This window comes from Serratia sp. CY81684 (assembly GCF_052166595.1).
Taxonomy (GTDB): Bacteria; Pseudomonadota; Gammaproteobacteria; order Enterobacterales; family Enterobacteriaceae; genus Serratia; species Serratia nematodiphila.
The window spans coordinates 1-25,716 of sequence record NZ_JBJNOO010000015.1 but is presented as its reverse complement, the minus strand read 5'-3'; the positions used below and the strand labels follow the sequence as shown (position 1 = coordinate 25,716).

Below are 25,716 nucleotides of genomic sequence, written 5' to 3'. Positions count from 1 at the left end.
GTATATTACGCTTTCCTCTTTCAGAGTCAACCCTAATTTTCAGGATTTTTTCTCTTTCTTCCCGGCCGCTGTGTGAAGTGAATCACTTGCGCCGTGTCGATGGAGGCGCATTATAGGGATCCGAGTTTTTTGCACAACCCCTTTTTTGATCTTTTCTTTCTGTTTGCACACTTTTCAGCCCTTCCGGGTGGATCTTGTGCGATCAGGGCCATTTTCCGCAGGATCCGGCGCTGCCGTTGGTTGTAATTCCATCGCCAGGGTCTAGTATTGCCGGTAAATATGATCCCGACGTGAGGCAAGCACCATGTCCGATGCAGTACGTTCTTATCTTCAATACACCCCCAAACTCGGTCAGCGCGTCTTGATCGATCCTTCCAGCGTCGTGATCGGCGACGTCGATCTGGCGGATGACGTCAGCATCTGGCCGCTGGTCGCCATTCGCGGCGACGTCAATGCGGTAAAGATCGGCGCACGCAGCAATATTCAGGATGGCAGCGTGCTGCATGTGACTCACCGCTCCGAACATAACCCCGACGGTTATCCCCTGTTAATTGGCGAAGACGTTACCGTGGGCCATAAAGCGATGCTGCACGGCTGCGCCATCGGCAACCGGGTGCTGGTCGGGATGGGATCGATCCTGTTGGACGGCGTAGTTGTAGAAGATGACGTGATGATTGGCGCCGGCAGTTTGGTGGCGCCAGGCAAACGCCTGGCCAGCGGCTATCTTTATATGGGTAGCCCGGCACGCCAGGTTCGGCCTTTGACCGCCGCCGAGTTGGAGGGATTGCTTTATTCTTCTAACAACTATGTACGCTGGAAAGACGAATACCTGTCGGAAGATATCTGATTGGGCGCCCCGTTCCCTATAAAGAGAACGGGGTAGGATTTATGCCGCCAGCTCGCTGCGCAGCTGGCGCAAGACTGGTTCTATCTCTGGCATTACTCCGTGCCACAGCAGGAAAGCATACGCCGCCTGCCCCACCAGCATACCCAGCCCATCGGCGTATTCCGTTGCGCCCTGCTGCTGCGCCCAGGCCAGAAATGGCGTAACGCCTTGCTGATAGAACATGTCATAGCAACGGGTTTGCGCATTCACCACGCCTGCAGGCAACGCCGGGATCTCCCCGCTGATGCCGGACGCCGTCGCATTGATCACCAGATCGAACGCTTGCGGATCCAGTTGATCCATCGGCGCCGCCGAGATCTCCCCCAGATGCCGGAAAGCGTCGGCCAATTCCTGAGCCCGGCTGAAAGTGCGGTTGGTGATCGTGAGCCGGCAGCCGAAAGACAGCAGCGGCAGGATCACGCCGCGTGCCGCACCGCCGGCGCCCACCAGCAGAATGCGATCCTGCGGCCGAATCAATTGCTGGCGCTGCAGATCGGTCAGCAAACCGATGCCGTCGGTGTTATCCCCCAACAGCTCGCCATTCGGCAATACCTTCAGGGTGTTGACCGCACCGGCCATCGCCGCGCGCTCGCTCAGCTCAGAAGCGGCCGAATAAGCACGCTCCTTGAAAGGCACCGTGACGTTCGCCCCCAGCCCTCCGGCGCGGATAAACGCCTGCAGGCTGGTTTCAAAACCGTCCAGCGGCGCCAACACCGTCCCATAAGGATGCTCAATGCCGGTCTGGGCAGCAAACAGCGCATGAATTCGCGGCGACTTGCTGTGGCCGATAGGGTTGCCAAATACCGCAAACTTCTCCATGCCCATTACCTCTAGCCCTGACGGATCTGTTCGCCGGTCAGAACGTCTCTGATTTCGGAAGGATTAAGACGGCCACCCACCTTGCCGCGCAATACCGGGAAAGCTTCGCCGAACTGCCGCGTGACCTCATCCGCACTGCGGCATGGCTCCAGCCCACTGAGATTGGCGCTGGTCGACACCAGCGGCTTGCCGTACTGCCGGCACAGCAACTGCACCAGCGGATGATCGCTGACGCGCACCGCCAGTGAACTGAAACGCCCGGTCAACAAACGCGGCGTCTCCGGCCGAGCGGGCAAAACCCAGGTTACCGGCCCAGGCCAGCTGGCAAACATCGTCGCGCGCTGCTGTTCGCTGAGCGTACTGTCGTCAATATAAGGCTTAAGCTGCGCATAGTCGGCGGCGATCAAAATCAGCCCCTTTTCCCACGGCCGCTGTTTCAGCGCCAGCAATGCATTGACCGCCTGCTCGCTGTCGGGATCGCAACCCAGGCCGAATACCGCTTCGGTGGGATACGCAATCACCTGCTGTTGATGCAAAGCATCGATGATAGATAAAAGATTCGGGCTTAATTCTGAATTCATGATGTGATTATTCTGTAGTCGCAACGGGTTTTCCGCACAGCTTGCTGGCACAGCACAGGACGGGGCCTTTTGCCGTGCGCTTTTCCATCAGCAGCGGATAATGGCAATAGGCGCATTCACCGGCGACGGGTTTAACGTTGAGAGCGAACTGGCATTCCGGGTAACGATCGCAGGAGTGAAAAACCTTGCCGTAACGCGACTTGCGCTGCAGCAGTTTGCCTTGGCCGCACTGCGGACAGGTAATGGCGGTTTCGTCAGGCTTGTCGATCACTTCTGTGTGATCGCACTGCGGATAATCGCTGCAGCCGATAAACATGCCGTAGCGCCCCTGGCGCAGCACCAACGTCGCCTGACACTTCGGGCACTGTTGCCCATCCAACACCTTAACGACATGCCCATCGGCCTGTGCTTTCAGCGGCCGAATATATTGGCATTCAGGGTACTGGGAACAGCCGAGGAAGGGGCCGTGGCGACCGCTACGGATCACCAGCTCGGCCCCGCATTCCGGACAGGGTTCATTTTGCCTGGCGGCAAAAATCGCGTTTTTTGTCATAACGTCTTCTATGCGCGTTATCGGCTCAATGCAGATAACCTTCGTTCACTTCAAACAACAGTTCTTCCATTTGCTGATAGGCGCTTTCATATCCGGGGATATTAAACAGCACCATCAACACGACCCATTTCAGATCTTCGAGATCGAATTCCGCATTATCCAAAGCCATAACGCGGTCGATAACCATTTCACGGGTTTCGAGGTTCAATACCTGAATCTGTTCCAGGAACAGGAGAAAACCACGGCAGCCGGCGTCCAAACGCGCGCTTTCCTCTTCGGTATAGATCCGCATCGCCAGCGGATCGGCATCCATAAAGTAAGGCGCATTTTGACCTTCTTGCAGGTCGGCCAACTTCTCAAGCCAATTCAACGCGTTGTAGATATCATCCTGATGAAACCCCGCCTGGGCGAGATCATCGGTCAGTTGATCCTGATCGACGCGCATCTCTGGTTCATTGTGGATATAAGTTTCAAACAAGTACATGAGTACGTCGAACATGGCTTGCCCTCCTTATTCGGACATAGCCGCCGGGTACAGCTGCGATCCACCCTGCTAACTCCAGCTCGAGTAACTTGATTACCACCACTGGCACAGGTTGGCCGGCACGTTCAGCGACGACGTCAACAGGTGTCACCTCATCTCCTACGTTAGCCAACACATCGGCAAATGGCAATTCAACTTCAGCCTGCGACGCACAAATAGTTGTATTTTCGTTCAGTGGCAACCATTGAAGGCCGCTTCCCAGCAATTCTGCGATATCTTTCGGCCCAGTCACCAGATGCGCGCCCTGTTGGATCAGCCAGTGCGTGCCTTCGCTCATCGGGTTCCCTAACGGCCCCGGCAAGGCGAATACCTCACGCCCTTGCTCCAGCGCATAGCGAGCCGTCACCAGGGTACCGCTGCGCAACGAGGCTTCTATGACCAGAACGCCCTGGCTCAGCCCGCTGATAATGCGGTTGCGGCGCGGAAAATGGTCGGCCAGGGGCAAATCGGTGACCAAATGATCTGAAATCACCGCACCGCCCTGCTCGACTATCTGCTCTGCGAGCCTGTGGTGCCGCCGCGGGTAGACATTGGCCAGCCCGCAGCCCAACACCGCTATCGTGCAACCCCCGGCCGCCAGCGCTGCGCGATGGCAAATGCCGTCGATGCCGATCGCCAAACCACTGGTGATGGTGAAACCGCAACGCGCCAATTCCTCGGCGAAATGGTTAGCCCAGCGCTCGCCGTAGTGGCTGAACTGCCGGCTGCCAACCATGGCAAGTTGCGGGCGCAACAGCGCCTGAGGATCTCCATCGATCAGCAGGAACAGCGGCGCATCGTCGATCTGAGCCAGGCATTCGGGATAGCCGGCCGCTGCATAGTTCAGCATACGGTGCGCCGGCACTTCCAGCCAGCGCAAGGTGGCCGCCAGATAACCGGGATCCGTCTGGTTGAACTGTGCCCGTTGCCGTTCATTCAATCCCAGTTCACGCAACGCGCGGCGAGGCTCGCCACCCATTTGCGATAACTGCCGCACGATCCGGCTGGCCACGACGGTCTGCAGCCCCGTAACCCCCCGCATCCGTAAAGCGATCTCTTCCGGCCGCATCCTCTGTTCCCTCAGCAAAAACGGTGGTATTACCAATCTGAGCAATTGGTGCGCAATGCTGTCAATCAGGCCGGGAAATGTCTAGAATAGAGGTTAAACCTCGTTCATTACTCGGATACAGATCTAAAGATATATGTCAGTCTTGCAGGTATTACATTTCCCAGACGAGCGTCTGCGCAAAGTCGCAGCGCCGGTAAAAGAAGTCAATGCAGATATCCAGCGCATCGTGGATGATATGTTTGAAACCATGTACGCAGAGGAAGGCATCGGCCTTGCTGCGACTCAGGTGGATATCCATCAGCGCATTATCGTGATCGACGTCTCCGAGAATCGCGATCAGCGCCTGGTGCTGATCAATCCGGAGCTGCTGGAAAAAAGCGGCGAAACCGGCATCGAGGAAGGCTGTCTTTCCATTCCCGAGCAGCGTGCATTGGTACCACGCGCCGCGCAGGTGAAGATCCGCGCGCTGGATCGCGAAGGCAAATCTTTCGAGCTGGAAGCGGACGATCTGCTGGCGATCTGCATCCAGCACGAGATGGATCACCTGATGGGTAAACTGTTCGTCGATTACCTGTCGCCGCTCAAGCGCCAGCGCATTCGTCAGAAACTGGAAAAAATGGCCAAGCTCCAAGCCCGCGCCTAACCGATCAGGAAATCAACGTGTCTGACTCTTTACGGATTATTTTCGCCGGAACACCAGACTTCGCAGCGCGTCATCTTGACGCGCTGTTGTCATCTGAGCACCAGATTGTCGGCGTTTTTACCCAGCCTGACCGCCCGGCAGGCCGCGGCAACAAGTTGACGCCAAGCCCGGTAAAAGTGCTGGCTGAACAACACCAACTGCCGGTATTTCAGCCCAAATCGCTGCGCCCAGAAGAGAACCAGCGCCTGGTGGCCGATCTTAACGCCGACGTGATGGTGGTGGTTGCCTACGGGTTGATCCTGCCGCAAGCGGTGCTGGATATGCCGCGTCTCGGTTGCATCAACGTACACGGTTCGCTGCTGCCTCGCTGGCGCGGCGCGGCACCGATCCAGCGTTCGCTCTGGGCCGGCGACAGCGAAACCGGCGTGACCATCATGCAGATGGACGCCGGCCTCGATACCGGCGACATGATGCACAAGATCGCCTGCCCGATTGAGAGCAACGACACCAGCGCCAGTCTCTACGGCAAACTGGCCCAGCTCGGCCCGCAGGGCATGCTGACGACGCTGCGCCAAATGGCCGACGGCAGCGCCACCCGCGAAGTACAGGACGAAGCATTGGTCACTTACGCCGAGAAGCTGAGCAAAGAAGAAGCTCGCCTGGACTGGAACCTGTCCGCCGCACAACTGGAGCGCTGCATCCGCGCCTTCAACCCTTGGCCGATCAGCTACTTCACCATCGACGATCAACCGGTAAAAGTGTGGCAGGCCAGCGTGCTGGCGCAAAGCGCCAACGCGGAGCCGGGCACCGTTGTTCATGCCGACAAGCACGGCATTCAGGTGGCGACCGCCGACGGCATCCTCAATCTGATCCAGCTGCAGCCCGCCGGCAAGAAACCGATGTCGGCGCAGGACCTGTTAAATTCACGTCGTGAATGGTTTACCCCGGGTAACCGGCTGTAAGTCACCCCACTGCCCGGCTGTTCATCGCCGGGCCGTTATTTTCTTAATGCCGATCGTTATCAGCTTCAGCCTATGAAAAATAATTACAATCTCCGCAGCATCGCTGCCAAAGCCATCGGCCAGGTGCTGGATCAGGGGCAGTCGCTCAGCACTGTCCTGCCGGCGCTGCAAACCTCCATCAGTGACAAAGATCGCGGGTTGCTGCAGGAGCTGTGTTTCGGCACGTTACGCGTGCTGCCGCAGCTCGAATGGTACATTCAGCAATTGATGGCCAAGCCGCTGACCGGTAAGCAGCGTACGCTGCACTACTTGCTGATGGTTGGCCTGTATCAGCTGCTGTATACCCGCATCCCGGCGCACGCCGTGCTGGCGGAAACCGTGGAAGGTGCGGTAGCGCTGAAACGCCCGCAGTTAAAAGGCCTGATTAACGGCGTCTTGCGCCAATTTCAACGCCAGCAGGAAGAGCTGTTGCAACGCGCCTCTAACAATGACAGCCGCTATCTGCATCCCAGCTGGTTACTGAAACGCATTCAACAGGCTTATCCCGCCAACTGGGAACAGATCGTCGACGCGAATAACCAGAAGCCGCCGATGTGGCTGCGCGTCAACCGCCTGCATCATACCCGTGACGCTTATCTGCAGCTGCTGAACGACGCCGGCATCGCCGCGGAAACTCATGCAGACTATGCCGATGCAGTGCGTTTGCTGGCGCCTTGCGCCGTGACCGATCTGCCAGGGTTCGCCGAAGGCTGGGTCACCGTGCAAGATGCCTCAGCCCAGGGGTGTGTCGATCTGTTGGATCCGCAAAACGGCGAACAGATCCTCGACCTGTGCGCCGCACCCGGCGGCAAAACCACGCATATTTTGGAAGCGGCGCCGAAAGCACACGTCATGGCGGTCGATATCGACGAACAGCGCCTGGCGCGAGTCAAAGAGAACCTGCAGCGTCTGCGTTTGCACGCAGAGGTTAAACTGGGTGATGGCCGCACTCCGCAGCAGTGGTGCGGGGACAAGCAGTTCGACCGCATCCTGCTGGACGCGCCTTGTTCCGCCACCGGTGTGATCCGCCGTCATCCCGACATCAAATGGCTGCGCCGCGATCGCGACATCGCCGAACTCGCCGCACTGCAGGCAGAAATTCTGGAAGCCGTCTGGCCGCATCTAAAATCAGGCGGAGTGATGGTTTACGCCACCTGTTCTATCCTGCCGGATGAAAACAGCAACCAGATCGCCGCGTTCTTGCAACGCCACGCCGATGCCAAGCTGGTTGAAACCGGCGATGCGCAGCGGCCAGGGCGACAGAATATCCCGCATCCCGAGGACGGCGATGGCTTCTTTTACGCTAAGCTGATTAAAATGTAATGCTTCAGGGCGTGCGTGCGCGCCCTAAGTCTTTCAGTGTGAAGCAGAGAACACGATGAAAATAATTATTCTTGGTGCCGGTCAGGTTGGCGGGACGCTGGCGGAAAACCTGGTGGGTGAAAACAACGATATCACCGTCGTCGATACCGATTCCGGCCGCTTGCGTCAGCTGCAGGATAAATTCGATTTGCGGGTGGTTCAGGGGCATGGTTCCCACCCTCGGGTGCTGCGCGAAGCCGGCGCAGAAGACGCCGACATGCTGGTCGCCGTCACCAACTCCGACGAAACCAACATGATCGCCTGCCAGATCGCCTATTCTCTGTTTAATACCCCTAACCGTATCGCCCGTATCCGCGCGCCGGAATACATCCGCGAGTCGGAGAAACTGTTCCTGCCGGAAGCGGTGCCAATCGACCATCTGATTTCGCCGGAGCAGCTGGTCATCGACTATATCTACAAGCTGATTGAATACCCTGGCGCGCTGCAGGTGGTCAACTTTGCCGAAGGCAAGGTCAGCATCGCCGCGGTTAAAGCCTATTACGGCGGCCCGTTGGTCGGCAATGCGCTCTCTTCAATGCGCGAGCACATGCCGCATATCGATACCCGCGTCGCCGCCATATTCCGCCAGGATCGTCCGATCCGTCCGCAGGGCTCGACCATTATCGAAGCCGGTGATGAAGTGTTCTTCGTCGCCGCCTCACAGCATATCCGCGCGGTGATGAGCGAACTGCAGCGGCTGGAAAAACCCTATAAGCGCATCATGATCGTCGGCGGCGGTAACGTCGGCGCCGGCCTGGCCGCCAAGCTGGAAAAAGACTACAACGTCAAACTGATCGAGCGGAATCAGCAACGCGCCGCCGAACTGGCCGAACAGCTGCACGACACCATTGTATTCTACGGCGATGCCTCCGATCAGGAGCTGCTGGCCGAAGAGCACGTCGAGCAGGTGGATGTTTTCATCGCCATCACCAACGACGATGAGGCCAACATCATGTCCGCCATGCTGGCCAAACGCATGGGCGCCAAGAAGGTGATGGTATTGATCCAGCGCCGCGCCTATGTCGATCTGGTGCAAGGCAGCGTGATAGATATTGCCATTTCCCCGCAGCAGGCAACCATCTCCGCGCTACTTGGGCATGTGCGCAAAGCGGATATCGTCAGCGTCTCGTCACTGCGCCGCGGCGTGGCAGAAGCGATCGAAGCGATTGCCCACGGCGATGAAAGCACATCTAAAGTGGTCGGCCGCATCGTGGAAGACATCAAGCTGCCACCGGGTACTACCATCGGTGCAATCGTGCGTGGCGACGACGTGATCATCGCCAACGGCAACAGCAAAATCGAACAGGGCGATCACGTCATCATGTTTATTACCGACAAGAAATTCGTGCCGGACGTTGAACGCTTGTTCCAACCGAGCCCGTTCTTCTTGTAGAACGAATTTATTAGGCGATGGTCTATAATTGCGTAGTTGTTCTCTGCCTTGGGAGGAGATAAAACTTCTCTCCATTTGTGGCAAAGGGAAATTGCTTTGTTAAACTTGAGTTATTAATTCTGCAAGGGGTGCGTTCTATGAGTATGTTGAAAGAGTTTCGCGAATTTGCCATGCGCGGCAACGTGGTCGATCTGGCCGTCGGTGTGATTATCGGTGCGGCATTCGGCAAGATTGTTTCGTCCTTCGTGGCCGATATCATCATGCCACCGTTGGGCTTACTGATTGGCGGCGTCGATTTTAAACAGTTCCATCTGGTGTTACGTGAAGCTCAGGGCGCCGTACCGGCGGTGGTAATGAACTATGGTTCATTCATCCAGACCGTATTTGACTTTGTGATTGTCGCCTTCGCTATCTTCCTGGCGATTAAACTGATGAACAAGGTGCGCCGCAAGCAGGAAGAAGCGCCAGCAGCGCCGCCAGAACCAACCGCAGAAGAGAAACTGCTGACGGAAATCCGTGATTTGCTGAGCCAGCAACAGCAGCCAAAACTGTAAAACAGCATTAAGTTATGCCAATAAAAAGCCACCGATGAAGGTGGCTTTTTTAATGCCTTAAAACCAGAAGGCCAGTGGTAAATTATCGTTTGATAGTTTGCCACTGGCCTCCCAGTTACCGCCTTTGTTGTGTTTTTCTTTACGCCGATAGCTGCCTTTGCCTTTCACATTCTTTTCCACTCGTTGGCGGAATAGCGGGTCATGCAGCAGCGCCTCAATGGCGTTATCTTGAATCTGGCCTTTAGTGTGACGATATTTCGTCATGATAATGCTCCTGTAAAAGGTAGGGTAATAAAACGAGCCGATAATACTGCCGGCAATATAAAAATTAAAGTACCGTCAGCAATCTTTTTTGCCTTTATCATCGCTGGCACCCTGTTCCAAGGCTTCCAGAATAGAACAATAGTTGCTGGTATGGGCAGTGCCGCAGCAGGCGTCACTCAGGCGTTTCAACGATTCGCGCATGCGAGTCAGCTCCGCCAACTTGCTTTCCACTTCACTCAGGCGAGCATCGACGATCGACTTCGATTCCTGGCAGGTATGATGTTCAGGATCAACCCGGATCGACAGCAATTCGGCGATCGTTTCCAGAGTAAAGCCCAACTGTTTGGCATAGCGAATAAAACGCAGCCGCTGCAGGTCCTGCTCCGTATACAGCCGATAACCGCCTTCGGTGCGGACATTGTGATCCATCATGCCCTGCTTTTCATAGTAACGCACGGTATCCGGCGTCACTTCGGCGAGCTTGGCCAACTGACCTATCTTGAACATTACCGCTCCTCTCGGGTGAACTTGCCATCAAGCGCGCGCTGATATTCGCCATGCAAGAAATCGGTGCTCATCCCAGCCTGACGCAGCCGGTGCTCCAGCAGTGCCATGCGCTTGCTGAGATCGACATAGTCCGGATGTTCGCTATTAATCTCTTGCAGCAAGCGAGCAACGGTCAACGCCTCTTTACGATCTTCCAGCGCCGGCGGCAGGTAACCGGCATTTTTCAGCAAACGGTAACCGGCGCGTAGCTCGGGCGGCACCGCGCTGTCATCTTCCAGCGCCAGCGGCTGCCCCTGGCCAGGCAGGTTGTCGAACTCGCCTTTATCCTGAGCATCAAGGATATGACGCTCCGCCCATTGATCAAGCAACCCCATGACAGACAGCCTCGGTTAGCCTAATGAATAAGCCTTAGCATAGCGGATAGGGGCGGGGATCTTAAGCACTGCAGGGGAATTGCGCACATTTGGCTGGATTTGGACGTAAAAAAACCGGGCAAGCCCGGTTTTTTTACGCGTCTACAGATTACTCTGCAGTTGCTACTTCTGCTTGAGACTCAGCACGATCAACCAGCTCGATGTATGCCATCGGCGCGTTGTCGCCTGCGCGGAAGCCACACTTCAGAATGCGAGTGTAACCACCGGCACGGCTCGCGAAACGCGGGCCCAGCTCGTTAAACAGTTTTGCCACGATCTCGTTATCACGAGTACGGGCGAATGCCAGACGACGATTAGCTACGCTGTCGGTCTTGGCAAGAGTAATCAGCGGCTCAACAACGCGACGCAGCTCTTTTGCTTTTGGCAGGGTCGTCTTGATGATCTCATGACGAACCAAAGAGCCGGCCATGTTACGGAACATAGCCTGGCGATGGCTGCTGTTACGGTTCAGTTGACGACCACTCTTACGATGGCGCATGACCTTATCCTTCTCAGTAAAACCTTAACCTGTGATCCGGTTACTCGTCAGCAATGCTTGCCGGCGGCCAGTTTTCCAGGCGCATGCCCAGAGACAGACCACGTGAGGCCAGCACGTCTTTAATCTCGGTAAGAGATTTTTTACCCAGGTTTGGCGTTTTCAGCAACTCAACCTCGGTACGCTGTACCAGATCACCGATGTAGTGGATAGCTTCTGCCTTGAGGCAGTTAGCAGAGCGGACAGTCAATTCCAGATCGTCAACAGGGCGCAGCAAGATCGGATCGAATTCCGGTTTCTCTTCTTTAACTTCCGGCTGACGCACATCACGCAGGTCAACGAAAGCTTCAAGTTGTTCAGCCAGAATGGTGGCCGCACGGCGGATCGCCTCTTCAGGATCGATCGTGCCATTGGTCTCCATTTCGATGACCAGCTTATCCAAGTCAGTACGCTGTTCTACACGCGCAGCTTCAACATTGTAGGCGATACGCTCTACAGGGCTGTAGCAGGCGTCAACCAACAGACGACCGATTGGGCGCTCATCTTCTTCCGAATGAATTCGGGCAGAAGCCGGCACATAACCGCGACCGCGCTGAACTTTGATACGCATGCTGATAGCCGCGTTCTCATCAGTCAGGTGGCAAATCACGTGCTGAGGCTTGACGATTTCGACATCACCATCATGGGTGATGTCGGCAGCGGTCACAGGGCCAATGCCAGATTTATTCAGGGTAAGAATAACTTCGTCTTTGCCTTGAACTCTCACCGCCAGCCCTTTCAGGTTGAGCAGGATCTCCAGGATATCTTCCTGTACGCCTTCTTTGGTGCTGTACTCATGCAGTACACCATCAATCTCAACCTCGGTCACCGCGCAACCCGGCATAGATGAAAGCAGAATACGGCGCAGTGCGTTGCCAAGAGTATGGCCAAAGCCACGCTCTAAAGGCTCAAGGGTCACCTTGGCGTGCGTCGAACTGACTTGCTCGATATCTACCAGGCGCGGTTTTAGAAACTCTGTCACAGAACCCTGCATTGTGTCCTCTCTTTGGTACTAAGCTTTACTTGGAGTAAAGCTCGACGATCAGGTGTTCGTTAATGTCCGCAGACAGATCGGTACGTTCAGGCATACGCTTGAACACGCCTTCCATCTTAGCAGCATCAACTTCCAGCCAAGTCGGCTTTTCACGCTGCTCAGCCAGCTCCAGAGAAGCTTTAACACGAGACTGCTTTTTAGCTTTCTCGCGGATGCTGACTACGTCATTCGGAGATACCTGATAAGAAGCGATGTTAACAACGCGACCGTTTACCATAACTGCTTTGTGGCTAACCAGCTGACGTGACTCTGCACGAGTAGCGCCGAAGCCCATACGGTAAACAACGTTGTCCAGACGACCTTCCAGCAGCTGCAACAGGTTTTCACCGGTGTTGCCCTTCAGGCGGGTTGCTTCTTTGTAATAGTTGCGGAATTGACGCTCCAGAATGCCGTACATACGACGAACTTTCTGCTTCTCACGCAACTGAACACCGTAATCAGACAGACGCGGTTTACGCGCACCGTGCTGACCAGGTGCTTGTTCAATTTTACACTTGGAATCGATCGCGCGAACGCCAGACTTAAGGAACAGGTCTGTGCCCTCACGACGGCTCAGCTTGAGCTTAGGACCCAAATATCTTGCCATTTTCTTTCTCCAACAATCCTAAAAGCTGCGTTACACGCGGCGCTTTTTCGGCGGACGACAACCGTTATGAGGGATCGGAGTCACATCAGTAATGTTAGTGATGCGGAAACCAGCCGCGTTCAGAGCGCGGATAGTAGACTCACGACCAGGACCAGGTCCTTTAACCATAACTTCCAGGTTCTTGATACCGTATTCTTTCACTGCGTCAGCACAACGTTCTGCTGCAACCTGTGCTGCGAACGGAGTGGACTTACGAGAACCACGGAAACCGGAACCACCGGCTGTTGCCCAACCCAAAGCATTACCCTGACGATCAGTGATGGTAACGATGGTGTTGTTGAAAGAAGCATGGATATGAGCCACGCCGTCAGAGACTTGCTTTCTTACACGCTTACGTGTACGAACAGGTGCCTTTGCCATTATTCAATAACCCCGATTATTTCTTGATCGGCTTGCGCGGACCCTTACGGGTACGAGCGTTGGTCTTGGTGCGCTGACCGCGTACCGGCAGACCACGACGATGACGCAAACCACGATAGCAACCAAGGTCCATAAGACGCTTGATGCTCAGGGTAATTTCACGACGCAAATCACCCTCAACGGTGTATTTGGCAACTGCATCACGAAGCTTTTCGATTTGCTCTTCAGACAGCTCACTGATCTTAACATTTTCAGCAATACCCGTAGATGCACAGATAGCCTGTGAACGGGTTTTACCGATACCGAAGATCGACGTTAAGGCGATAACGGTATGTTTATGATCAGGAATGTTAATGCCTGCTATACGGGCCACTATGCACTCCTACTATTTTATACAGCAACACCATTCTGAAAAGCCCGTTTTCAGGATACTCAAATAATGTTGCAGTGCGACATACAAAAGATTGGCTGGCTAATCTAGCCAGCTCAACCCAACTTTGCAAGAAAAATATGCGAGATAATCAGCCTTGACGCTGTTTATGCTTCGGCTCGGCGCTGCAAATCACACGAACGACACCGTTACGCTTAACGATTTTGCAGTTACGACATAATTTCTTGACGGAAGCACGAACTTTCATTTTTACTCTCCGTAACTTCTCAAACGAATCTGACTAGCGGTTATAGCCTTTCAGATTTGCTTTCTTCAATGCAGACTCGTACTGACTTGACATCATCAGAGTTTGCACTTGAGCCATAAAGTCCATGATGACGACAACCACGATCAGTAGCGAGGTACCACCAAAGTAGAATGGTACTTTCATTGCATCACGCATGAACTCCGGGATCAGGCAGATGAAAGTAATGTACATCGCGCCCACCAGGGTTAAACGCGTCATTACTTTATCGATATACTTCGCCGTTTGCTCTCCCGGACGAATTCCTGGTACGAAGGCACCGGACTTCTTCAGGTTATCTGCTGTCTCACGCGGGTTGAAAACCAACGCCGTGTAGAAGAAACAGAAGAAGATGATTGCAGACGCATAGAGTAACACATAAAGCGGTTGCCCTGGCTGCAAATACAGCGAAATCGTAGTCAGCCAGTTCCAACCGGTACCGCCCCCAAACCATGATGCAATCGTGGCCGGGAACAGAATAATGCTGGAAGCGAAAATCGCCGGGATAACACCCGCCATGTTCACTTTCAACGGTAAGTGTGTACTCTGTGCTGCATAAACACGACGACCTTGTTGACGCTTCGCATAGTTAACGACGATACGACGTTGACCACGCTCGATGAAAACAACGAAGAAGGTTACTGCAAACACCAATACTGCAACCAACAGCAGCAGGAGGAAGTGCAGGTCGCCTTGCCGCGCTTGCTCAATAGTATGGGCCACTGCCGGCGGGAGACCCGCTACAATACCCGCGAAGATAATGATCGAGATACCGTTGCCGATACCGCGCTCAGTAATCTGCTCACCCAGCCACATCAGGAACATTGTCCCGGTTACCAGGCTCACAACCGCAGTAAAGTAGAATGCAAAGCCTGGGTTTAACACCAGGCCCTGCATACCAGGCATATTCGGCAGACCGGTAGCAATACCGATCGACTGGAATATGGCCAATACCAGCGTACCGTAGCGGGTGTACTGGCTAATCTTGCGACGGCCAGCCTCCCCTTCTTTCTTGATTTCCGCCAACGCTGGATGAACCACCGTCAGCAGCTGGATAATGATCGACGCCGAGATATACGGCATGATCCCCAGAGCAAAAATAGAAGCACGGCTGAGGGCACCACCAGAGAACATGTTAAACATTTCAATGATAGTGCCTCTCTGCTGCTCAAGCAATTTGGCAAGCACAGTGGCATCGATACCAGGAATCGGAATGAAAGAGCCGATGCGGAAGACAATCAGCGCGCCGATGACAAACAAAAGTCTGCGCTTCAGCTCGCCGAGCCCGCCTTTAGCACTTTGAAAATCTAATCCTGGTTGCTTAGCCATCTGCTACTTATTCCTCAATTTTACCGCCAGCAGCCTCGATAGCAGCACGAGCGCCTTTGGTGACACGCAGACCACGCAGGGTTACCGGACGAGCGACTTCGCCAGAAAGTACAACTTTCGCGAATTCGATCTGGACACCAACTACGTTAGCGGCTTTCAGCGCGTTCAGGTCGATAACATCGCCTTCAACCAGAGCCAGTTCAGACAGACGAACTTCTGCCGTGATCATCGCTTTGCGTGAAGTGAAGCCGAATTTCGGCAGACGACGGTACAGAGGCATCTGACCACCTTCGAAACCACGACGTACGCCACCGCCAGAACGAGACTTCTGACCTTTGTGACCACGGCCGCCGGTTTTACCCAGGCCAGAACCAATACCACGACCTACACGCTTAGGCGCATGCTTGGCACCTTCAGCCGGAGACAGAGTATTTAAACGCATCTGTTACTCCTCAACTTTAACCATGTAGGAAACCAGGTTGACCATACCGCGAACAGCAGGAGTATCCTCGCGCTCTACGGTGTGACCAATACGACGCAGACCCAGACCGAGCAGAGTAGCTTTATGCTTCGGCAGACGGCCAATTGAGCTGCGAGTTTGTGTAACTTTAATAGTCTTAGCCATGGTCAATTACCCCAGAATGTCGGCAACGGATTTACCACGCTTAGCAGCGACCATTTCAGGAGACTTCATATTCGCCAGAGCGTCGATAGTTGCACGAACCACGTTGATCGGGTTGGTGGAACCATAAGCTTTAGCCAATACGTTGTGCACCCCAGCAACTTCGAGAACGGCGCGCATTGCACCGCCCGCGATGATACCGGTACCTTCATGAGCAGGCTGCATGAACACGCGAGAACCCGTGTGAGCGCCCTTAACAGGGTGCTGCAGGGTGCCGCTGTTCAGCGCGACGTTCATCATGTTGCGACGGGCTTTTTCCATCGCTTTCTGGATCGCTGCTGGAACTTCGCGTGCTTTGCCGTAGCCAAAACCAACGCGACCGTTACCATCACCAACTACAGTCAGTGCGGTAAAGCTGAAAATACGGCCACCTTTTACGGTTTTAGATACGCGGTTTACCGCGATCAGCTTTTCCTGCAGTTCGCCAGCTTGTTTTTCGATGTGAGCCATCTTAAACCTCTTCCTTAGAACTGAAGGCCAGCTTCACGGGCAGCATCTGCCAGTGCCTGGACTCGACCATGATATTGGAAACCGGAACGGTCAAAGGATACTTTCGCAATCCCTTTTTCCAACGCGCGCTCAGCCAGAGCTTTACCTACGGCTGCTGCTGCGTCTTTGTTACCGGAATACTTCAGTTGCTCCGCGATAGCTTTTTCTAAAGTAGAAGCGGCTACCAGTACTTCAGAACCGTTTGGAGCAATCACCTGTGCGTAAATGTGACGCGGGGTACGATGTACCACCAGGCGGGTTGCACCCAGCTCTTGGAGCTTGCGGCGTGCGCGGGTCGCACGACGGATACGAGCAGATTTCTTATCCATAGTGTTACCTTACTTCTTCTTAGCCTCTTTGGTACGCACGACTTCGTCGGCGTAACGAACACCCTTGCCTTTGTAAGGCTCAGGACGACGGTAAGCGCGCAGATCTGCTGCTACCTGGCCAATTACCTGCTTATCAGCGCCTTTCAGCACGATTTCAGTTTGGCTTGGGCATTCAGCAGTGATACCTGCCGGCAGCTGGTGATCGATAGGGTGAGAGAAGCCCAGGGCCAAATTCACCACGTTGCCTTTAACGGCAGCACGATAACCAACACCTACCAGTTGAAGCTTCTTGGTGAAGCCTTCGGTAACACCAACAACCATTGCGTTCAGCAGAGCGCGCGTGGTACCCGCTTGGGCCCATGCGTTAGCAAAACCTTCGCGCGGAGCGAAAGTCAGTGCGTTAGCTTCTTGCTTCACTTCAACGGCGTCGTGGATAGTACGAGTCAACTCGCCGTTTTTACCCTTAATCGAAATAACCTGACCGTTGAGTTTTACCTCTACGCCGGCAGGAATGACGACGGGTGCTTTTGCAACACGAGACATTCTTTCCTCCCGAATTAAGCTACGTAGCAGATAATCTCGCCACCAAGACCAGCCTGGCGAGCTGCACGATCGGTCATAACACCTTTAGAGGTAGAAACAACAGCGATACCCAAACCGGCCATAACTTTTGGCAGCTCATCTTTTTTCTTGTAGATGCGCAGACCTGGACGGCTGATACGTTGAATGCTTTCTACCACAGCTTTGCCCTGGAAGTACTTCAGTACCAGTTCCAGAACAGGCTTGGCGTCGCCTTCGATTTTGAAATCTTCAATAAAACCTTCTTCCTTCAGCACGTTGGCAATTGCCACTTTCAGCTTGGAGGAAGGCATGGTGACCGCAACTTTGTTCGCGGCTTGACCGTTACGGATACGGGTCAGCATATCCGCGATCGGATCTTGCATGCTCATCTGTCTTTACTCCCGTGATTCAATTGGTAATTACCAGCTAGCCTTTTTCAAGCCTGGTACTTCACCGCGCATAGCGGCTTCACGAAGCTTAATACGGCTCAACCCGAATTTGCCCACATAACCATGTGGACGGCCAGTTTGGCGGCAGCGTTTACGCTGACGAGACGGGCTGGAATCACGCGGCAGAGTTTGCAGCTTGAGAACGGCATTCCAACGATCTTCATCGGATGCGTTCACATCAGAGATAATAGCTTTCAGTTCAGCGCGTTTTGCAAAGAACTTGTCAGCTAATTTCACGCGCTTGACTTCGCGTGCTTTCATTGATTGCTTAGCCATCAGTAACCCTGCCTTACTTGCGGAACGGGAAGTTAAAAGCAGCCAGCAGCGCGCGGCCTTCATCATCAGATTTCGCAGTAGTGGTAATGGTAATATCCAAACCACGAACGCGATCGACTTTGTCGTAGTCGATTTCTGGGAAGATGATTTGCTCACGCACGCCCATGCTGTAGTTGCCACGGCCATCGAATGACTTGGCGGACAGGCCACGGAAGTCACGGATACGTGGAACAGCAATGGAGATCAGACGCTCAAAGAACTCCCACATGCGTTCGCCACGCAGAGTTACTTTACAGCCGATCGGATAGCCCTGACGGATTTTGAAGCCTGCAACAGATTTGCGGGCTTTGGTGATCAACGGTTTTTGACCGGAGATGGCTGCCAGGTCCGCTGCGGCGTTATCCAGCAGTTTCTTGTCAGCAATCGCTTCACCAACACCCATGTTCAGGGTGATCTTCTCGACCCGAGGGACTTGCATGACAGAGTTGTAATCAAACTGAGACATCAGTTGTTTGACTACCTCGTCTTTGTAGTAATCATGCAGTTTCGCCATCGTATTACTCCAAATTACTTGATAGTTTCGCTGTTAGACTTGAAGAAACGGACTTTTTTGCCGTCTTCGAATCTAAAGCCTACACGGTCAGCCTTGCCGGTAGCCGCGTTGAAGATAGCAATGTTAGAAACCTGAATTGCAGCTTCTTTCTCAACAATGCCGCCTGGTTGGTTCAGAGCCGGAACCGGCTTCTGGTGTTTCTTAACCAGGTTGATGCCTTCAACAATGACCTTGCCAGCAGACAGGACATTTTTTACTTTACCGCGCTTACCTTTGTCTTTCCCGGTAATCACGATAACTTCGTCATCACGACGGATCTTCGCTGCCATGTTCGCTCCTTAGAGTACTTCTGGTGCCAGAGAGATAATTTTCATGAACTTCTCATTACGCAGTTCACGAGTTACCGGCCCAAAAATACGCGTACCGATTGGCTGCTCGCTGTTATTGTTCAAAATAACGCATGCATTGCCATCGAAGCGAATGACAGAACCGTCCGGGCGACGTACACCCTTCTTGGTGCGCACCACTACCGCCTTCAGAACATCGCCTTTCTTCACCTTACCGCGAGGAATTGCTTCCTTGATGGTAATTTTGATGATGTCGCCGACGCCTGCGTAGCGACGGTGCGAGCCACCTAGAACCTTGATACACATTACGCGACGTGCACCGGAGTTGTCGGCGACGTTCAGCATAGTCTGTTCTTGGATCATTTTAGTGCTCCGCTAATGTCAACTACTACTTTAAAGACCCAAGTAAAAATTAGGCCGTTGAAAAGCCCCATAACCGAGGGCGCAGCATTATAACACCGCTTACTTGGTATGGGTAGAAAAAATAAACGGCTCATTTTCTGAGCCGTTTATTAAGTGAGAGCCAGCTACTCTATTACAGAATCGCTTTCTCTACAACGCGAACCAACGTCCAGGACTTGGTCTTGGACAGTGGGCGGCATTCGCGGATTTCCACCACGTCGCCGGTACCACATTCGTTGTTCTCGTCATGTACGTGCAGCTTGGTCGTACGTTTGATGAATTTCCCGTAGATTGGGTGCTTCACAGTACGCTCGATAGCAACAACGATGGATTTCTCCATTTTATCGCTAACAACACGACCCTGCAGGGTACGGATAACTTCAGTCATTTACACACCCGCCTTTTGAGTCAGTAAAGTCTTAACGCGTGCGACGTCACGACGCACTTGTTTCAACAGGTGAGTTTGTTGCAGCTGGCCACTGGCCGCCTGCATGCGCAAGTTGAATTGCTCACGCAGCAGGTTGAGCAGCTCGGCATTCAGCTCTTCAACGCTTTTTTCACGCAGCTCTTGTGCTTTCATTACATCACCGTCTTAGTTACAAAGGTGGTTTTGATCGGCAGTTTCGCTGCTGCCAGTTTGAATGCCTCGCGGGCAACCTCTTCTGGCACGCCGTCCATTTCGTACAGGACCTTACCAGGCTGGATCAGGGCAACCCAATACTCCACGTTACCCTTACCTTTACCCATACGCACTTCCAGCGGCTTCTCGGTGATCGGTTTGTCCGGGAATACACGGATCCAGATCTTGCCTTGACGCTTAACTGCACGAGTCATTGCACGACGAGCTGCTTCGATTTGACGAGCAGTCAGACGGCCACGGCCAACAGCTTTCAGACCGAAAGTGCCGAAGCTAACATCCGTACCTTGCGCCAGACCACGGTTGCGGCCCTTGTGCACCTTACGGAATTTTGTACGCTTTGGTTGTAACATCAGCGACTCTCCTTACTTGCGGCCTTTACGCTGCTGCTTTTTAGGTTGAGCAGCCGGTTCCGGTTGTTCAACTGCAGCCATACCACCCAGGATCTCACCTTTGAAGATCCATACCTTAACGCCGATTACACCATAAGTGGTGTGCGCTTCAGATGTGTTGTAGTCGATGTCCGCACGCAGAGTGTGCAATGGAACACGACCTTCGCGGTACCATTCGGTACGTGCGATTTCAGCGCCGCCAAGACGGCCGCTTACTTCAACTTTGATACCTTTAGCGCCAAGACGCATTGCGTTCTGTACAGCACGCTTCATAGCACGACGGAACATAACGCGACGTTCCAGCTGAGAAGTGATGCTGTCAGCAACCAATTTAGCGTCGAGTTCCGGTTTACGGACTTCGGCGATGTTGATCTGTGCAGGAACGCCAGCGATGTCCGCTACGACCTTGCGCAGTTTTTCGACGTCTTCACCTTTCTTGCCGATAACGATGCCTGGGCGAGCAGTGTGAATGGTCACACGGATGCTCTTCGCAGGACGCTCGATAACGATGCGAGAAACGGAAGCTTTCGACAGTTCCTTAGTCAGGAATTGACGAACTTTAAAGTCGCTGTCCAGGTTGTCAGCGAATTCTTTGGTATTCGCATACCAAGTAGAGTTCCAAGGTTTGACAATACCCAGGCGAATACCATTAGGATGTACTTTCTGACCCATTGCTAGTCTCCAGAGTCTCAGCGATCGGACACAACCACAGTAATGTGGCTGGTGCGCTTCAGGATGCGATCTGCACGACCTTTTGCACGCGGCATAATGCGCTTCATGCTTGGGCCTTCGTCTACGAAGATTTTCGTAACTTTCAGATCATCGATGTCAGCGCCATCGTTGTGTTCTGCGTTAGCAATGGCAGACTCCAGCACTTTCTTAACCAGACCAGCAGCTTTCTTGTTGGTGTAGGTCAGAGTTTCCAGAGCTTGCGACACTTTCTTACCGCGAATCAGGTCAGCAACAAGGCGAACCTTCTGAGCAGAAGAACGAGCGTGGCGATGTTTAGCGATAGTTTCCATCTCTTCCTCCTACCTTAGCGCTTTTTAGCTTTTTTATCAGCCGCATGGCCGCGATAAGTACGAGTCGGCGCGAATTCACCCAGTTTGTGACCGACCATTTCATCGGAAACGAACACTGGTACGTGCTGACGACCATTATGGACAGCGATGGTCAAACCGATCATGTTAGGAAAGATCGTTGAACGACGGGACCAAGTGCGCAAAGGCTTCTTGTCACCGCTTTCCACCGCTTTCTCTACCTTCTTCAGCAAGTGCAGGTCAATAAAAGGACCTTTCTTGAGAGAACGTGGCATGGCTTATCCTCTAATTATTTTTTGCTACGGCGACGTACGATGAACTTATCAGTACGCTTGTTGCTACGGGTCTTCTTACCTTTGGTCTGAACGCCCCACGGAGTTACCGGGTGCTTACCAAAGTTACGACCTTCACCACCACCGTGCGGGTGATCTACCGGGTTCATCGCCGTACCGCGAACGGTAGGACGAACACCACGCCAACGTGCAGCACCTGCTTTACCCAGAACGCGAAGCATGTGTTCAGCGTTACCGACTTCACCCAGGGTGGCGCGGCAATCAGCTGGAACTTTACGCATTTCGCCGGAGCGCAGACGCAGAGTTACGTAGGAACCATCACGAGCAACGATCTGAACGTAGGCGCCAGCGGAGCGAGCCATCTGGCCGCCTTTACCTGGTTTCATTTCTACGTTGTGAACCGTTGAACCAACTGGAATGTTGCGCATCGGCAGGGTGTTACCCGCTTTGATTGCAGCATCAACGCCAGATTGAATCTGGTCACCAGCTTTCAGGCCTTTCGGCGCCAGGATGTAACGGCGTTCGCCGTCTTTGTACAGAACCAGCGCGATGTTCGCGGAACGGTTCGGATCGTACTCCAGACGCTCAACCACAGCAGGGATACCGTCTTTGTTGCGCTTGAAGTCAACCAGACGATAGTGTTGCTTGTGGCCACCACCGATATGACGGGTGGTGATACGGCCATTGTTGTTACGACCACCGCTTTTGCTCAGTTTTTCCAGCAGCGGGGCATAAGGTTTACCCTTGTGCAGCTCAGGGTTAACCACTTTAACAACGTGGCGACGACCCGGAGATGTAGGTTTACATTTAACAATTGCCATTGTTCTTACTCCTCCGACTTACTCTGCGCCGCCGATGAAGTCCAGATTCTGGCCTTCTTTCAGGGTGACGTAAGCTTTTTTCCAGTCGCTACGACGACCAACACGCTGACCGTGACGTTTCACTTTCCCTTTAACTACCAGGGTGTTCACGTCTTCGACTTCGACTTCAAACAGTTTCTGCACTGCAGCTTTGATTTCTGCTTTGGTCGCGTCTTTGGCAACTTTGAGAACGATGGTGTTGCTTTTTTCCATCGCAGCGGATGCTTTTTCAGATACGTGCGGTGCACGCAGCACTTTCAGCAAACGTTCTTCACGGATCATGCCAGCATCTCCTCAACTTGCTTCACAGCATCAGCAGTCATAACCACTTTGTCGAAGGCGATCAGGCTAACCGGATCGATACCTGCTACATCGCGCACGTCAACCTTGTACAGGTTGCGAGCTGCCAGGAACAGATTCTCATCCAGTTCACCGGTCACGATCAGCACGTCTTCCAGAGCCATATCTTTCAGTTTCTGTGCCAGCAGCTTAGTTTTAGGCGCTTCTACAGAGAACTTCTCGACAACGATCAGACGATCTTGACGTACCAGTTCGGACAGGATGCTTTTCAGCGCGCCGCGGTACATCTTTTTGTTTACTTTCTGACTGTGGTCCTGTGGCTTAGCAGCAAAGGTCACGCCGCCTGAACGCCAGATCGGGCTCTTTACAGAACCTGAACGCGCACGGCCGGTGCCTTTCTGACGCCATGGCTTTTTGCCGGAACCAGTTACTTCAGCACGGGTCTTCTGAGCACGAGTACCTTGACGGGCACCTGCTGCATAAGCAACAACAACCTGGTGTACCAGCGCTTCGTTGAAATCACGACCGAAGGTAGTTTCGGAAACAGTCAGCGCGCTTTGCGCGTCTTTCAATACTAATTCCATTGCTATCCCCTTACGCCTTCACAGCTGGTTTAACGATCAGGTTGCCACCGGTTGCGCCCGGTACAGCACCCTTAACCAGCAGCAGGTTGCGCTCAGCGTCAACACGTACTACGTCCAGGCTTTGAACGGTTACGCGCTCATCACCCAGGTGGCCAGCCATTTTCTTGCCTTTGAACACTTTGCCCGGAGTCTGGTTCTGACCGATAGAACCCGGAACGCGGTGAGACAAGGAGTTACCGTGGGTAGCGTCTTGGGTACGGAAGTTCCAGCGCTTAACAGTGCCAGCAAAACCTTTACCTTTAGAAGTACCGGTAACATCGACTTTTTTAACGTCAGCGAAGATTTCTACGCTAATTTCCTGACCTGCAGCGAATTCTTGACCTTCTTCCAGGCGGAATTCCCACAGACCACGGCCAGCTTCAACGCCAGCTTTAGCGAAATGGCCCGCTTCCGGCTTGGTTACACGGTTAGCTTTTTTGCTACCAGTGGTAACCTGAACGGCACGGTAACCGTCGGTGTCCAGGCTTTTAACCTGAGTCACGCGGTTCGCTTCAATTTCAATTACGGTTACTGGGATAGAAACGCCATCTTCAGTGAAGATACGGGTCATACCCACTTTTTTACCGACTAAACCAATCATTGTTTCAACCTCTCAATCGCTCAATGACCTGATTAACCCAGGCTGATCTGCACGTCTACACCGGCAGCCAGATCCAGACGCATCAGAGCATCAACGGTTTTCTCGGTTGGCTCAACGATGTCAACCAGACGCTTGTGAGTGCGAATCTCGTACTGATCGCGCGCGTCTTTGTTGACGTGCGGAGAGATCAGAACGGTAAAGCGCTCTTTGCGAGTTGGCAGCGGGATCGGACCACGGACTTGCGCACCAGTGCGCTTTGCAGTCTCGACGATTTCCGCGGTTGATTGATCGATCAGACGATGATCAAACGCTTTCAGGCGGATACGGATTCTTTGGTTCTGCATGAGACCAGAGCTCCAATTATTTATAAACGTAAATAATTACTCCTCACACCCATTTCGATTGATGGGGGAGTGTAATCGTCAACATATAACCCCCATATCGGGAGTATTGTTCGAAAGGCAAAAAAGGCCTGCCAATCGACTGATTCGCTAAAATCAGGCTTACCAAGATTAGGTAAGCCCGCGCATTATACGCAAAATGGCCCAGGAAGCAAGCCGCAGTTGGAAATATGCTCAGGAAATCGTCATTTTTGCGCCTTCAGCGACGATCACGGGATGAAGGTGGCGATCAAGGTATGAATTATGCTTAGCGGGCAGCTCCCCTGCCCCGCCGTAAAAACGGTCGCCGGCAGGAGAGGCGATGACGAACGGAAGGCAGGCTTACTCTTTGCGCTCTAAAATCTGGGCCTGGGCATAGTTTTGAATGCCGAGACGAGCGATCAGATCCAGCTCAGTTTCCAGCCAGTCGATATGCTCTTCTTCATCGGCCAGAATGTCGATCATCAAATCACGGCTGACATAATCGTGAATCGAGTCGGCGTAGGCGATACCTTCGCGCAGGTTCTTGGCGCCCGCCAATTCCAGCGCCAGATCGGAACGCAGCATCTCTTCAATGTCTTCGCCGATGTTCAGCTTGCCGAGGTCCTGCAGATTAGGTATTCCTTCCAGGAACAGGATGCGTTCAATGTAGCGATCGGCATGTTTCATTTCGTCGATCGACTCGTGGTATTCCTTATCGTTGAGGCGCATTAAACCCCAATTCTTGAACATGCGGGCGTGCAGGAAATATTGATTGATGGCAACCAGCTCGTTGCCGAGCAGCTTGTTGAGGTGAGCAATGATCTTTTTATCGCCTTTCATAGGTAACTCCTCCTGGCCAGTTCTAAAAGTGTAGAACCTGTAAGCCAAGAGTCAAAAATAACCTTACCCTTTGTTAGGCAACTTCATGCATTGGGATGATAGTTCCGCGTTCCTCCACCATAATCTGTCTTGCCTGACGAATGCACTTTCCACAATCGGTACCAATCGGCACAAGTTCACGCAGCTGCTTCATGGTATGGGGGTTGTGCTGACGCACCGCATTACGGATCGCTTTGTCAGTCACCGCATTACACAGACATACATACATAGAGAGACTCACTTCTTAACCAATGCATTGAGTCTAAATAGGAATGGTTTTTATTTCAATTAAGATTTATACAAATTGCATAAAAAAAGGGCACCGAAGTGCCCTTTTTTGTGTCGAAAAATTATTCGCGATTAAGCGATAACTTTAGCAACAACACCAGCGCCTACAGTACGGCCGCCTTCACGGATTGCGAAACGCAGACCGTCGTCCATCGCGATTGGGTGAATCAGGGTTACAACCATGTTC

General features: G+C 53.3%; 44 protein-coding genes and 1 pseudogene. 6 read left to right on the top strand and 39 right to left on the bottom strand.

All coding sequences use genetic code 11. The annotated features are described in order from the left end of the window. The first annotated feature begins 304 nt into the window (after positions 1-304). The gene (locus ACJ8QF_RS24955; protein WP_004929699.1) at positions 305-847 is read left to right on the top strand and encodes a gamma carbonic anhydrase family protein; all 543 of its coding nucleotides are present in this window, start codon (positions 305-307) and stop codon (positions 845-847) included. A 39-nt stretch (positions 848-886) separates the two neighbouring features. Here the strand turns inward: ACJ8QF_RS24955 and aroE are convergent, their stop codons facing one another. The 5 genes from aroE to dprA are packed head-to-tail and all read right to left on the bottom strand — an operon-like array spanning position 887 to position 4,431. After that, the gene (gene aroE / locus ACJ8QF_RS24950) at positions 887-1,705 is read right to left on the bottom strand and encodes a shikimate dehydrogenase (protein WP_442537988.1); all 819 of its coding nucleotides are present in this window, start codon (positions 1,703-1,705) and stop codon (positions 887-889) included. An 11-nt stretch (positions 1,706-1,716) separates the two neighbouring features. After that, the gene (gene tsaC / locus ACJ8QF_RS24945) at positions 1,717-2,286 is read right to left on the bottom strand and encodes an L-threonylcarbamoyladenylate synthase type 1 TsaC (RefSeq protein ID WP_015379258.1); all 570 of its coding nucleotides are present in this window, start codon (positions 2,284-2,286) and stop codon (positions 1,717-1,719) included. Between the two features lie 7 nt (positions 2,287-2,293). Further along, the gene (locus ACJ8QF_RS24940) at positions 2,294-2,839 is read right to left on the bottom strand and encodes a DNA topoisomerase family protein (RefSeq protein ID WP_004929705.1); all 546 of its coding nucleotides are present in this window, start codon (positions 2,837-2,839) and stop codon (positions 2,294-2,296) included. A 25-nt stretch (positions 2,840-2,864) separates the two neighbouring features. After that, positions 2,865-3,338, bottom strand: coding sequence for a DUF494 family protein Smg (gene smg, locus ACJ8QF_RS24935; protein ID WP_004929707.1), 474 nt, complete (start codon positions 3,336-3,338; stop codon positions 2,865-2,867). Continuing rightward, positions 3,310-4,431 carry a DNA-protecting protein DprA gene (gene dprA, locus ACJ8QF_RS24930; RefSeq protein ID WP_021505263.1) on the bottom strand — a complete coding sequence of 374 codons (1,122 nt, stop codon included), beginning with the start codon at positions 4,429-4,431 and terminating at the stop codon, positions 3,310-3,312. The genes smg and dprA overlap by 29 nt, the downstream gene beginning before the upstream one ends. Positions 4,432-4,564: 133 nt before the next feature. On the opposite strand from dprA, the gene def reads away from it, so the two are divergent. The 5 genes from def to mscL all read left to right on the top strand — a co-directional run bounded on the left by def (position 4,565) and on the right by mscL (position 9,384). Beyond that, complete coding sequence (def, locus tag ACJ8QF_RS24925) at positions 4,565-5,074, top strand: peptide deformylase (RefSeq protein ID WP_004929710.1); 510 nt, start codon at positions 4,565-4,567, stop codon at positions 5,072-5,074. Positions 5,075-5,091: 17 nt separating this feature from the next. Continuing rightward, positions 5,092-6,036, top strand: coding sequence for a methionyl-tRNA formyltransferase (fmt, locus tag ACJ8QF_RS24920; RefSeq protein WP_004929712.1), 945 nt, complete (start codon positions 5,092-5,094; stop codon positions 6,034-6,036). Positions 6,037-6,108: 72 nt separating this feature from the next. After that, positions 6,109-7,398: a 16S rRNA (cytosine(967)-C(5))-methyltransferase RsmB gene (rsmB, locus tag ACJ8QF_RS24915; RefSeq protein ID WP_004929714.1), complete on the top strand. Its 1,290-nt coding sequence runs from the start codon at positions 6,109-6,111 to the stop codon at positions 7,396-7,398. A 55-nt stretch (positions 7,399-7,453) separates the two neighbouring features. Continuing rightward, positions 7,454-8,830, top strand: a complete 1,377-nt coding sequence (gene trkA / locus ACJ8QF_RS24910) for a Trk system potassium transporter TrkA (RefSeq protein WP_004929716.1) — start codon at positions 7,454-7,456, stop codon at positions 8,828-8,830. A 137-nt stretch (positions 8,831-8,967) separates the two neighbouring features. Next, positions 8,968-9,384 (top strand): large-conductance mechanosensitive channel protein MscL, encoded by a 417-nt coding sequence (mscL, locus tag ACJ8QF_RS24905; RefSeq protein WP_004929718.1) that lies wholly within the window; start codon positions 8,968-8,970, stop codon positions 9,382-9,384. A gap of 57 nt (positions 9,385-9,441) precedes the next feature. Here the strand turns inward: mscL and ACJ8QF_RS24900 are convergent, their stop codons facing one another. The 34 genes and pseudogenes from ACJ8QF_RS24900 to ACJ8QF_RS24735 form a co-directional block, all read right to left on the bottom strand. After that, complete coding sequence (locus tag ACJ8QF_RS24900; RefSeq protein WP_004929720.1) at positions 9,442-9,648, bottom strand: alternative ribosome-rescue factor A; 207 nt, start codon at positions 9,646-9,648, stop codon at positions 9,442-9,444. 75 nt (positions 9,649-9,723) lie between these two features. After that, positions 9,724-10,155: a Zn(2+)-responsive transcriptional regulator gene (gene zntR, locus ACJ8QF_RS24895; protein WP_004929722.1), complete on the bottom strand. Its 432-nt coding sequence runs from the start codon at positions 10,153-10,155 to the stop codon at positions 9,724-9,726. After that, positions 10,155-10,529 carry a DUF1992 domain-containing protein gene (locus ACJ8QF_RS24890; RefSeq protein WP_004929724.1) on the bottom strand — a complete coding sequence of 125 codons (375 nt, stop codon included), beginning with the start codon at positions 10,527-10,529 and terminating at the stop codon, positions 10,155-10,157. Before ACJ8QF_RS24890 ends, zntR begins: the two co-directional genes overlap by 1 nt. 148 nt (positions 10,530-10,677) lie before the next feature. After that, positions 10,678-11,067, bottom strand: coding sequence for a 50S ribosomal protein L17 (rplQ, locus tag ACJ8QF_RS24885; protein ID WP_004929726.1), 390 nt, complete (start codon positions 11,065-11,067; stop codon positions 10,678-10,680). A gap of 40 nt (positions 11,068-11,107) precedes the next feature. After that, complete coding sequence (locus tag ACJ8QF_RS24880; RefSeq protein WP_002919219.1) at positions 11,108-12,097, bottom strand: DNA-directed RNA polymerase subunit alpha; 990 nt, start codon at positions 12,095-12,097, stop codon at positions 11,108-11,110. Positions 12,098-12,122: 25 nt separating this feature from the next. Next, positions 12,123-12,743, bottom strand: coding sequence for a 30S ribosomal protein S4 (gene rpsD, locus ACJ8QF_RS24875; protein ID WP_004929729.1), 621 nt, complete (start codon positions 12,741-12,743; stop codon positions 12,123-12,125). Positions 12,744-12,773: 30 nt separating this feature from the next. Beyond that, the gene (gene rpsK / locus ACJ8QF_RS24870) at positions 12,774-13,163 is read right to left on the bottom strand and encodes a 30S ribosomal protein S11 (RefSeq protein ID WP_004929731.1); all 390 of its coding nucleotides are present in this window, start codon (positions 13,161-13,163) and stop codon (positions 12,774-12,776) included. 16 nt (positions 13,164-13,179) lie between these two features. Continuing rightward, entirely contained in the window at positions 13,180-13,536 is a 357-nt protein-coding gene (gene rpsM / locus ACJ8QF_RS24865; RefSeq protein WP_004929734.1) for a 30S ribosomal protein S13, read from the bottom strand. 148 nt (positions 13,537-13,684) lie between these two features. Beyond that, on the bottom strand, positions 13,685-13,801 hold the full coding sequence (gene rpmJ, locus ACJ8QF_RS24860) for a 50S ribosomal protein L36 (protein WP_002227352.1): 117 nt from the start codon (positions 13,799-13,801) through the stop codon (positions 13,685-13,687). Between the two features lie 33 nt (positions 13,802-13,834). Next, positions 13,835-15,166 (bottom strand): preprotein translocase subunit SecY, encoded by a 1,332-nt coding sequence (gene secY / locus ACJ8QF_RS24855; protein WP_004929740.1) that lies wholly within the window; start codon positions 15,164-15,166, stop codon positions 13,835-13,837. 7 nt (positions 15,167-15,173) lie between these two features. Then, positions 15,174-15,608: a 50S ribosomal protein L15 gene (rplO, locus tag ACJ8QF_RS24850; protein ID WP_004929742.1), complete on the bottom strand. Its 435-nt coding sequence runs from the start codon at positions 15,606-15,608 to the stop codon at positions 15,174-15,176. A 3-nt stretch (positions 15,609-15,611) separates the two neighbouring features. Then, positions 15,612-15,791 carry a 50S ribosomal protein L30 gene (gene rpmD / locus ACJ8QF_RS24845; protein ID WP_048232028.1) on the bottom strand — a complete coding sequence of 60 codons (180 nt, stop codon included), beginning with the start codon at positions 15,789-15,791 and terminating at the stop codon, positions 15,612-15,614. A 6-nt stretch (positions 15,792-15,797) separates the two neighbouring features. Then, a complete protein-coding gene (rpsE, locus tag ACJ8QF_RS24840) occupies positions 15,798-16,298 on the bottom strand; it encodes a 30S ribosomal protein S5 (protein ID WP_004929747.1) in 501 nt (166 codons plus the stop codon). A gap of 14 nt (positions 16,299-16,312) precedes the next feature. Continuing rightward, the gene (rplR, locus tag ACJ8QF_RS24835) at positions 16,313-16,666 is read right to left on the bottom strand and encodes a 50S ribosomal protein L18 (protein WP_004929748.1); all 354 of its coding nucleotides are present in this window, start codon (positions 16,664-16,666) and stop codon (positions 16,313-16,315) included. 9 nt (positions 16,667-16,675) lie between these two features. Beyond that, positions 16,676-17,209, bottom strand: a complete 534-nt coding sequence (gene rplF, locus ACJ8QF_RS24830; protein ID WP_004929751.1) for a 50S ribosomal protein L6 — start codon at positions 17,207-17,209, stop codon at positions 16,676-16,678. 14 nt (positions 17,210-17,223) lie between these two features. Beyond that, positions 17,224-17,616 carry a 30S ribosomal protein S8 gene (gene rpsH / locus ACJ8QF_RS24825; RefSeq protein WP_004929753.1) on the bottom strand — a complete coding sequence of 131 codons (393 nt, stop codon included), beginning with the start codon at positions 17,614-17,616 and terminating at the stop codon, positions 17,224-17,226. Positions 17,617-17,646: 30 nt separating this feature from the next. Further along, positions 17,647-17,952: a 30S ribosomal protein S14 gene (gene rpsN, locus ACJ8QF_RS24820; RefSeq protein ID WP_004929754.1), complete on the bottom strand. Its 306-nt coding sequence runs from the start codon at positions 17,950-17,952 to the stop codon at positions 17,647-17,649. Positions 17,953-17,965: 13 nt separating this feature from the next. Continuing rightward, the gene (rplE, locus tag ACJ8QF_RS24815) at positions 17,966-18,505 is read right to left on the bottom strand and encodes a 50S ribosomal protein L5 (protein ID WP_004929756.1); all 540 of its coding nucleotides are present in this window, start codon (positions 18,503-18,505) and stop codon (positions 17,966-17,968) included. A gap of 14 nt (positions 18,506-18,519) precedes the next feature. Further along, positions 18,520-18,834, bottom strand: a complete 315-nt coding sequence (gene rplX / locus ACJ8QF_RS24810) for a 50S ribosomal protein L24 (RefSeq protein WP_004929758.1) — start codon at positions 18,832-18,834, stop codon at positions 18,520-18,522. A gap of 9 nt (positions 18,835-18,843) precedes the next feature. Beyond that, a complete protein-coding gene (gene rplN, locus ACJ8QF_RS24805; RefSeq protein WP_000613954.1) occupies positions 18,844-19,215 on the bottom strand; it encodes a 50S ribosomal protein L14 in 372 nt (123 codons plus the stop codon). A gap of 172 nt (positions 19,216-19,387) precedes the next feature. Further along, entirely contained in the window at positions 19,388-19,642 is a 255-nt protein-coding gene (rpsQ, locus tag ACJ8QF_RS24800) for a 30S ribosomal protein S17 (RefSeq protein ID WP_004929760.1), read from the bottom strand. After that, the gene (rpmC, locus tag ACJ8QF_RS24795; RefSeq protein WP_004929762.1) at positions 19,643-19,834 is read right to left on the bottom strand and encodes a 50S ribosomal protein L29; all 192 of its coding nucleotides are present in this window, start codon (positions 19,832-19,834) and stop codon (positions 19,643-19,645) included. Continuing rightward, the gene (gene rplP / locus ACJ8QF_RS24790; RefSeq protein ID WP_004929764.1) at positions 19,834-20,244 is read right to left on the bottom strand and encodes a 50S ribosomal protein L16; all 411 of its coding nucleotides are present in this window, start codon (positions 20,242-20,244) and stop codon (positions 19,834-19,836) included. The genes rpmC and rplP overlap by 1 nt, the downstream gene beginning before the upstream one ends. Positions 20,245-20,256: 12 nt before the next feature. Next, positions 20,257-20,955, bottom strand: a complete 699-nt coding sequence (gene rpsC, locus ACJ8QF_RS24785) for a 30S ribosomal protein S3 (RefSeq protein WP_004929766.1) — start codon at positions 20,953-20,955, stop codon at positions 20,257-20,259. Between the two features lie 17 nt (positions 20,956-20,972). Continuing rightward, on the bottom strand, positions 20,973-21,305 hold the full coding sequence (gene rplV, locus ACJ8QF_RS24780; RefSeq protein WP_002223844.1) for a 50S ribosomal protein L22: 333 nt from the start codon (positions 21,303-21,305) through the stop codon (positions 20,973-20,975). A gap of 14 nt (positions 21,306-21,319) precedes the next feature. Continuing rightward, positions 21,320-21,598: a 30S ribosomal protein S19 gene (gene rpsS / locus ACJ8QF_RS24775; protein WP_004929772.1), complete on the bottom strand. Its 279-nt coding sequence runs from the start codon at positions 21,596-21,598 to the stop codon at positions 21,320-21,322. Between the two features lie 14 nt (positions 21,599-21,612). After that, positions 21,613-22,437, bottom strand: a complete 825-nt coding sequence (rplB, locus tag ACJ8QF_RS24770; protein WP_004929775.1) for a 50S ribosomal protein L2 — start codon at positions 22,435-22,437, stop codon at positions 21,613-21,615. 18 nt (positions 22,438-22,455) lie between these two features. Further along, a complete protein-coding gene (gene rplW / locus ACJ8QF_RS24765) occupies positions 22,456-22,758 on the bottom strand; it encodes a 50S ribosomal protein L23 (RefSeq protein ID WP_004951179.1) in 303 nt (100 codons plus the stop codon). Next, on the bottom strand, positions 22,755-23,360 hold the full coding sequence (gene rplD, locus ACJ8QF_RS24760) for a 50S ribosomal protein L4 (RefSeq protein WP_004929779.1): 606 nt from the start codon (positions 23,358-23,360) through the stop codon (positions 22,755-22,757). Before rplD ends, rplW begins: the two co-directional genes overlap by 4 nt. Positions 23,361-23,370: 10 nt before the next feature. Continuing rightward, positions 23,371-24,000: a 50S ribosomal protein L3 gene (gene rplC, locus ACJ8QF_RS24755; protein ID WP_015379265.1), complete on the bottom strand. Its 630-nt coding sequence runs from the start codon at positions 23,998-24,000 to the stop codon at positions 23,371-23,373. 32 nt (positions 24,001-24,032) lie between these two features. Next, positions 24,033-24,344 (bottom strand): 30S ribosomal protein S10, encoded by a 312-nt coding sequence (rpsJ, locus tag ACJ8QF_RS24750; RefSeq protein ID WP_001181005.1) that lies wholly within the window; start codon positions 24,342-24,344, stop codon positions 24,033-24,035. A gap of 378 nt (positions 24,345-24,722) precedes the next feature. Then, a complete protein-coding gene (gene bfr, locus ACJ8QF_RS24745; protein WP_004929784.1) occupies positions 24,723-25,202 on the bottom strand; it encodes a bacterioferritin in 480 nt (159 codons plus the stop codon). Positions 25,203-25,275: 73 nt separating this feature from the next. Further along, on the bottom strand, positions 25,276-25,470 hold the full coding sequence (gene bfd / locus ACJ8QF_RS24740) for a bacterioferritin-associated ferredoxin (RefSeq protein ID WP_015379266.1): 195 nt from the start codon (positions 25,468-25,470) through the stop codon (positions 25,276-25,278). Between the two features lie 131 nt (positions 25,471-25,601). Further along, positions 25,602-25,716: pseudogene (locus ACJ8QF_RS24735) on the bottom strand (EF-Tu/IF-2/RF-3 family GTPase); the annotation flags it as partial.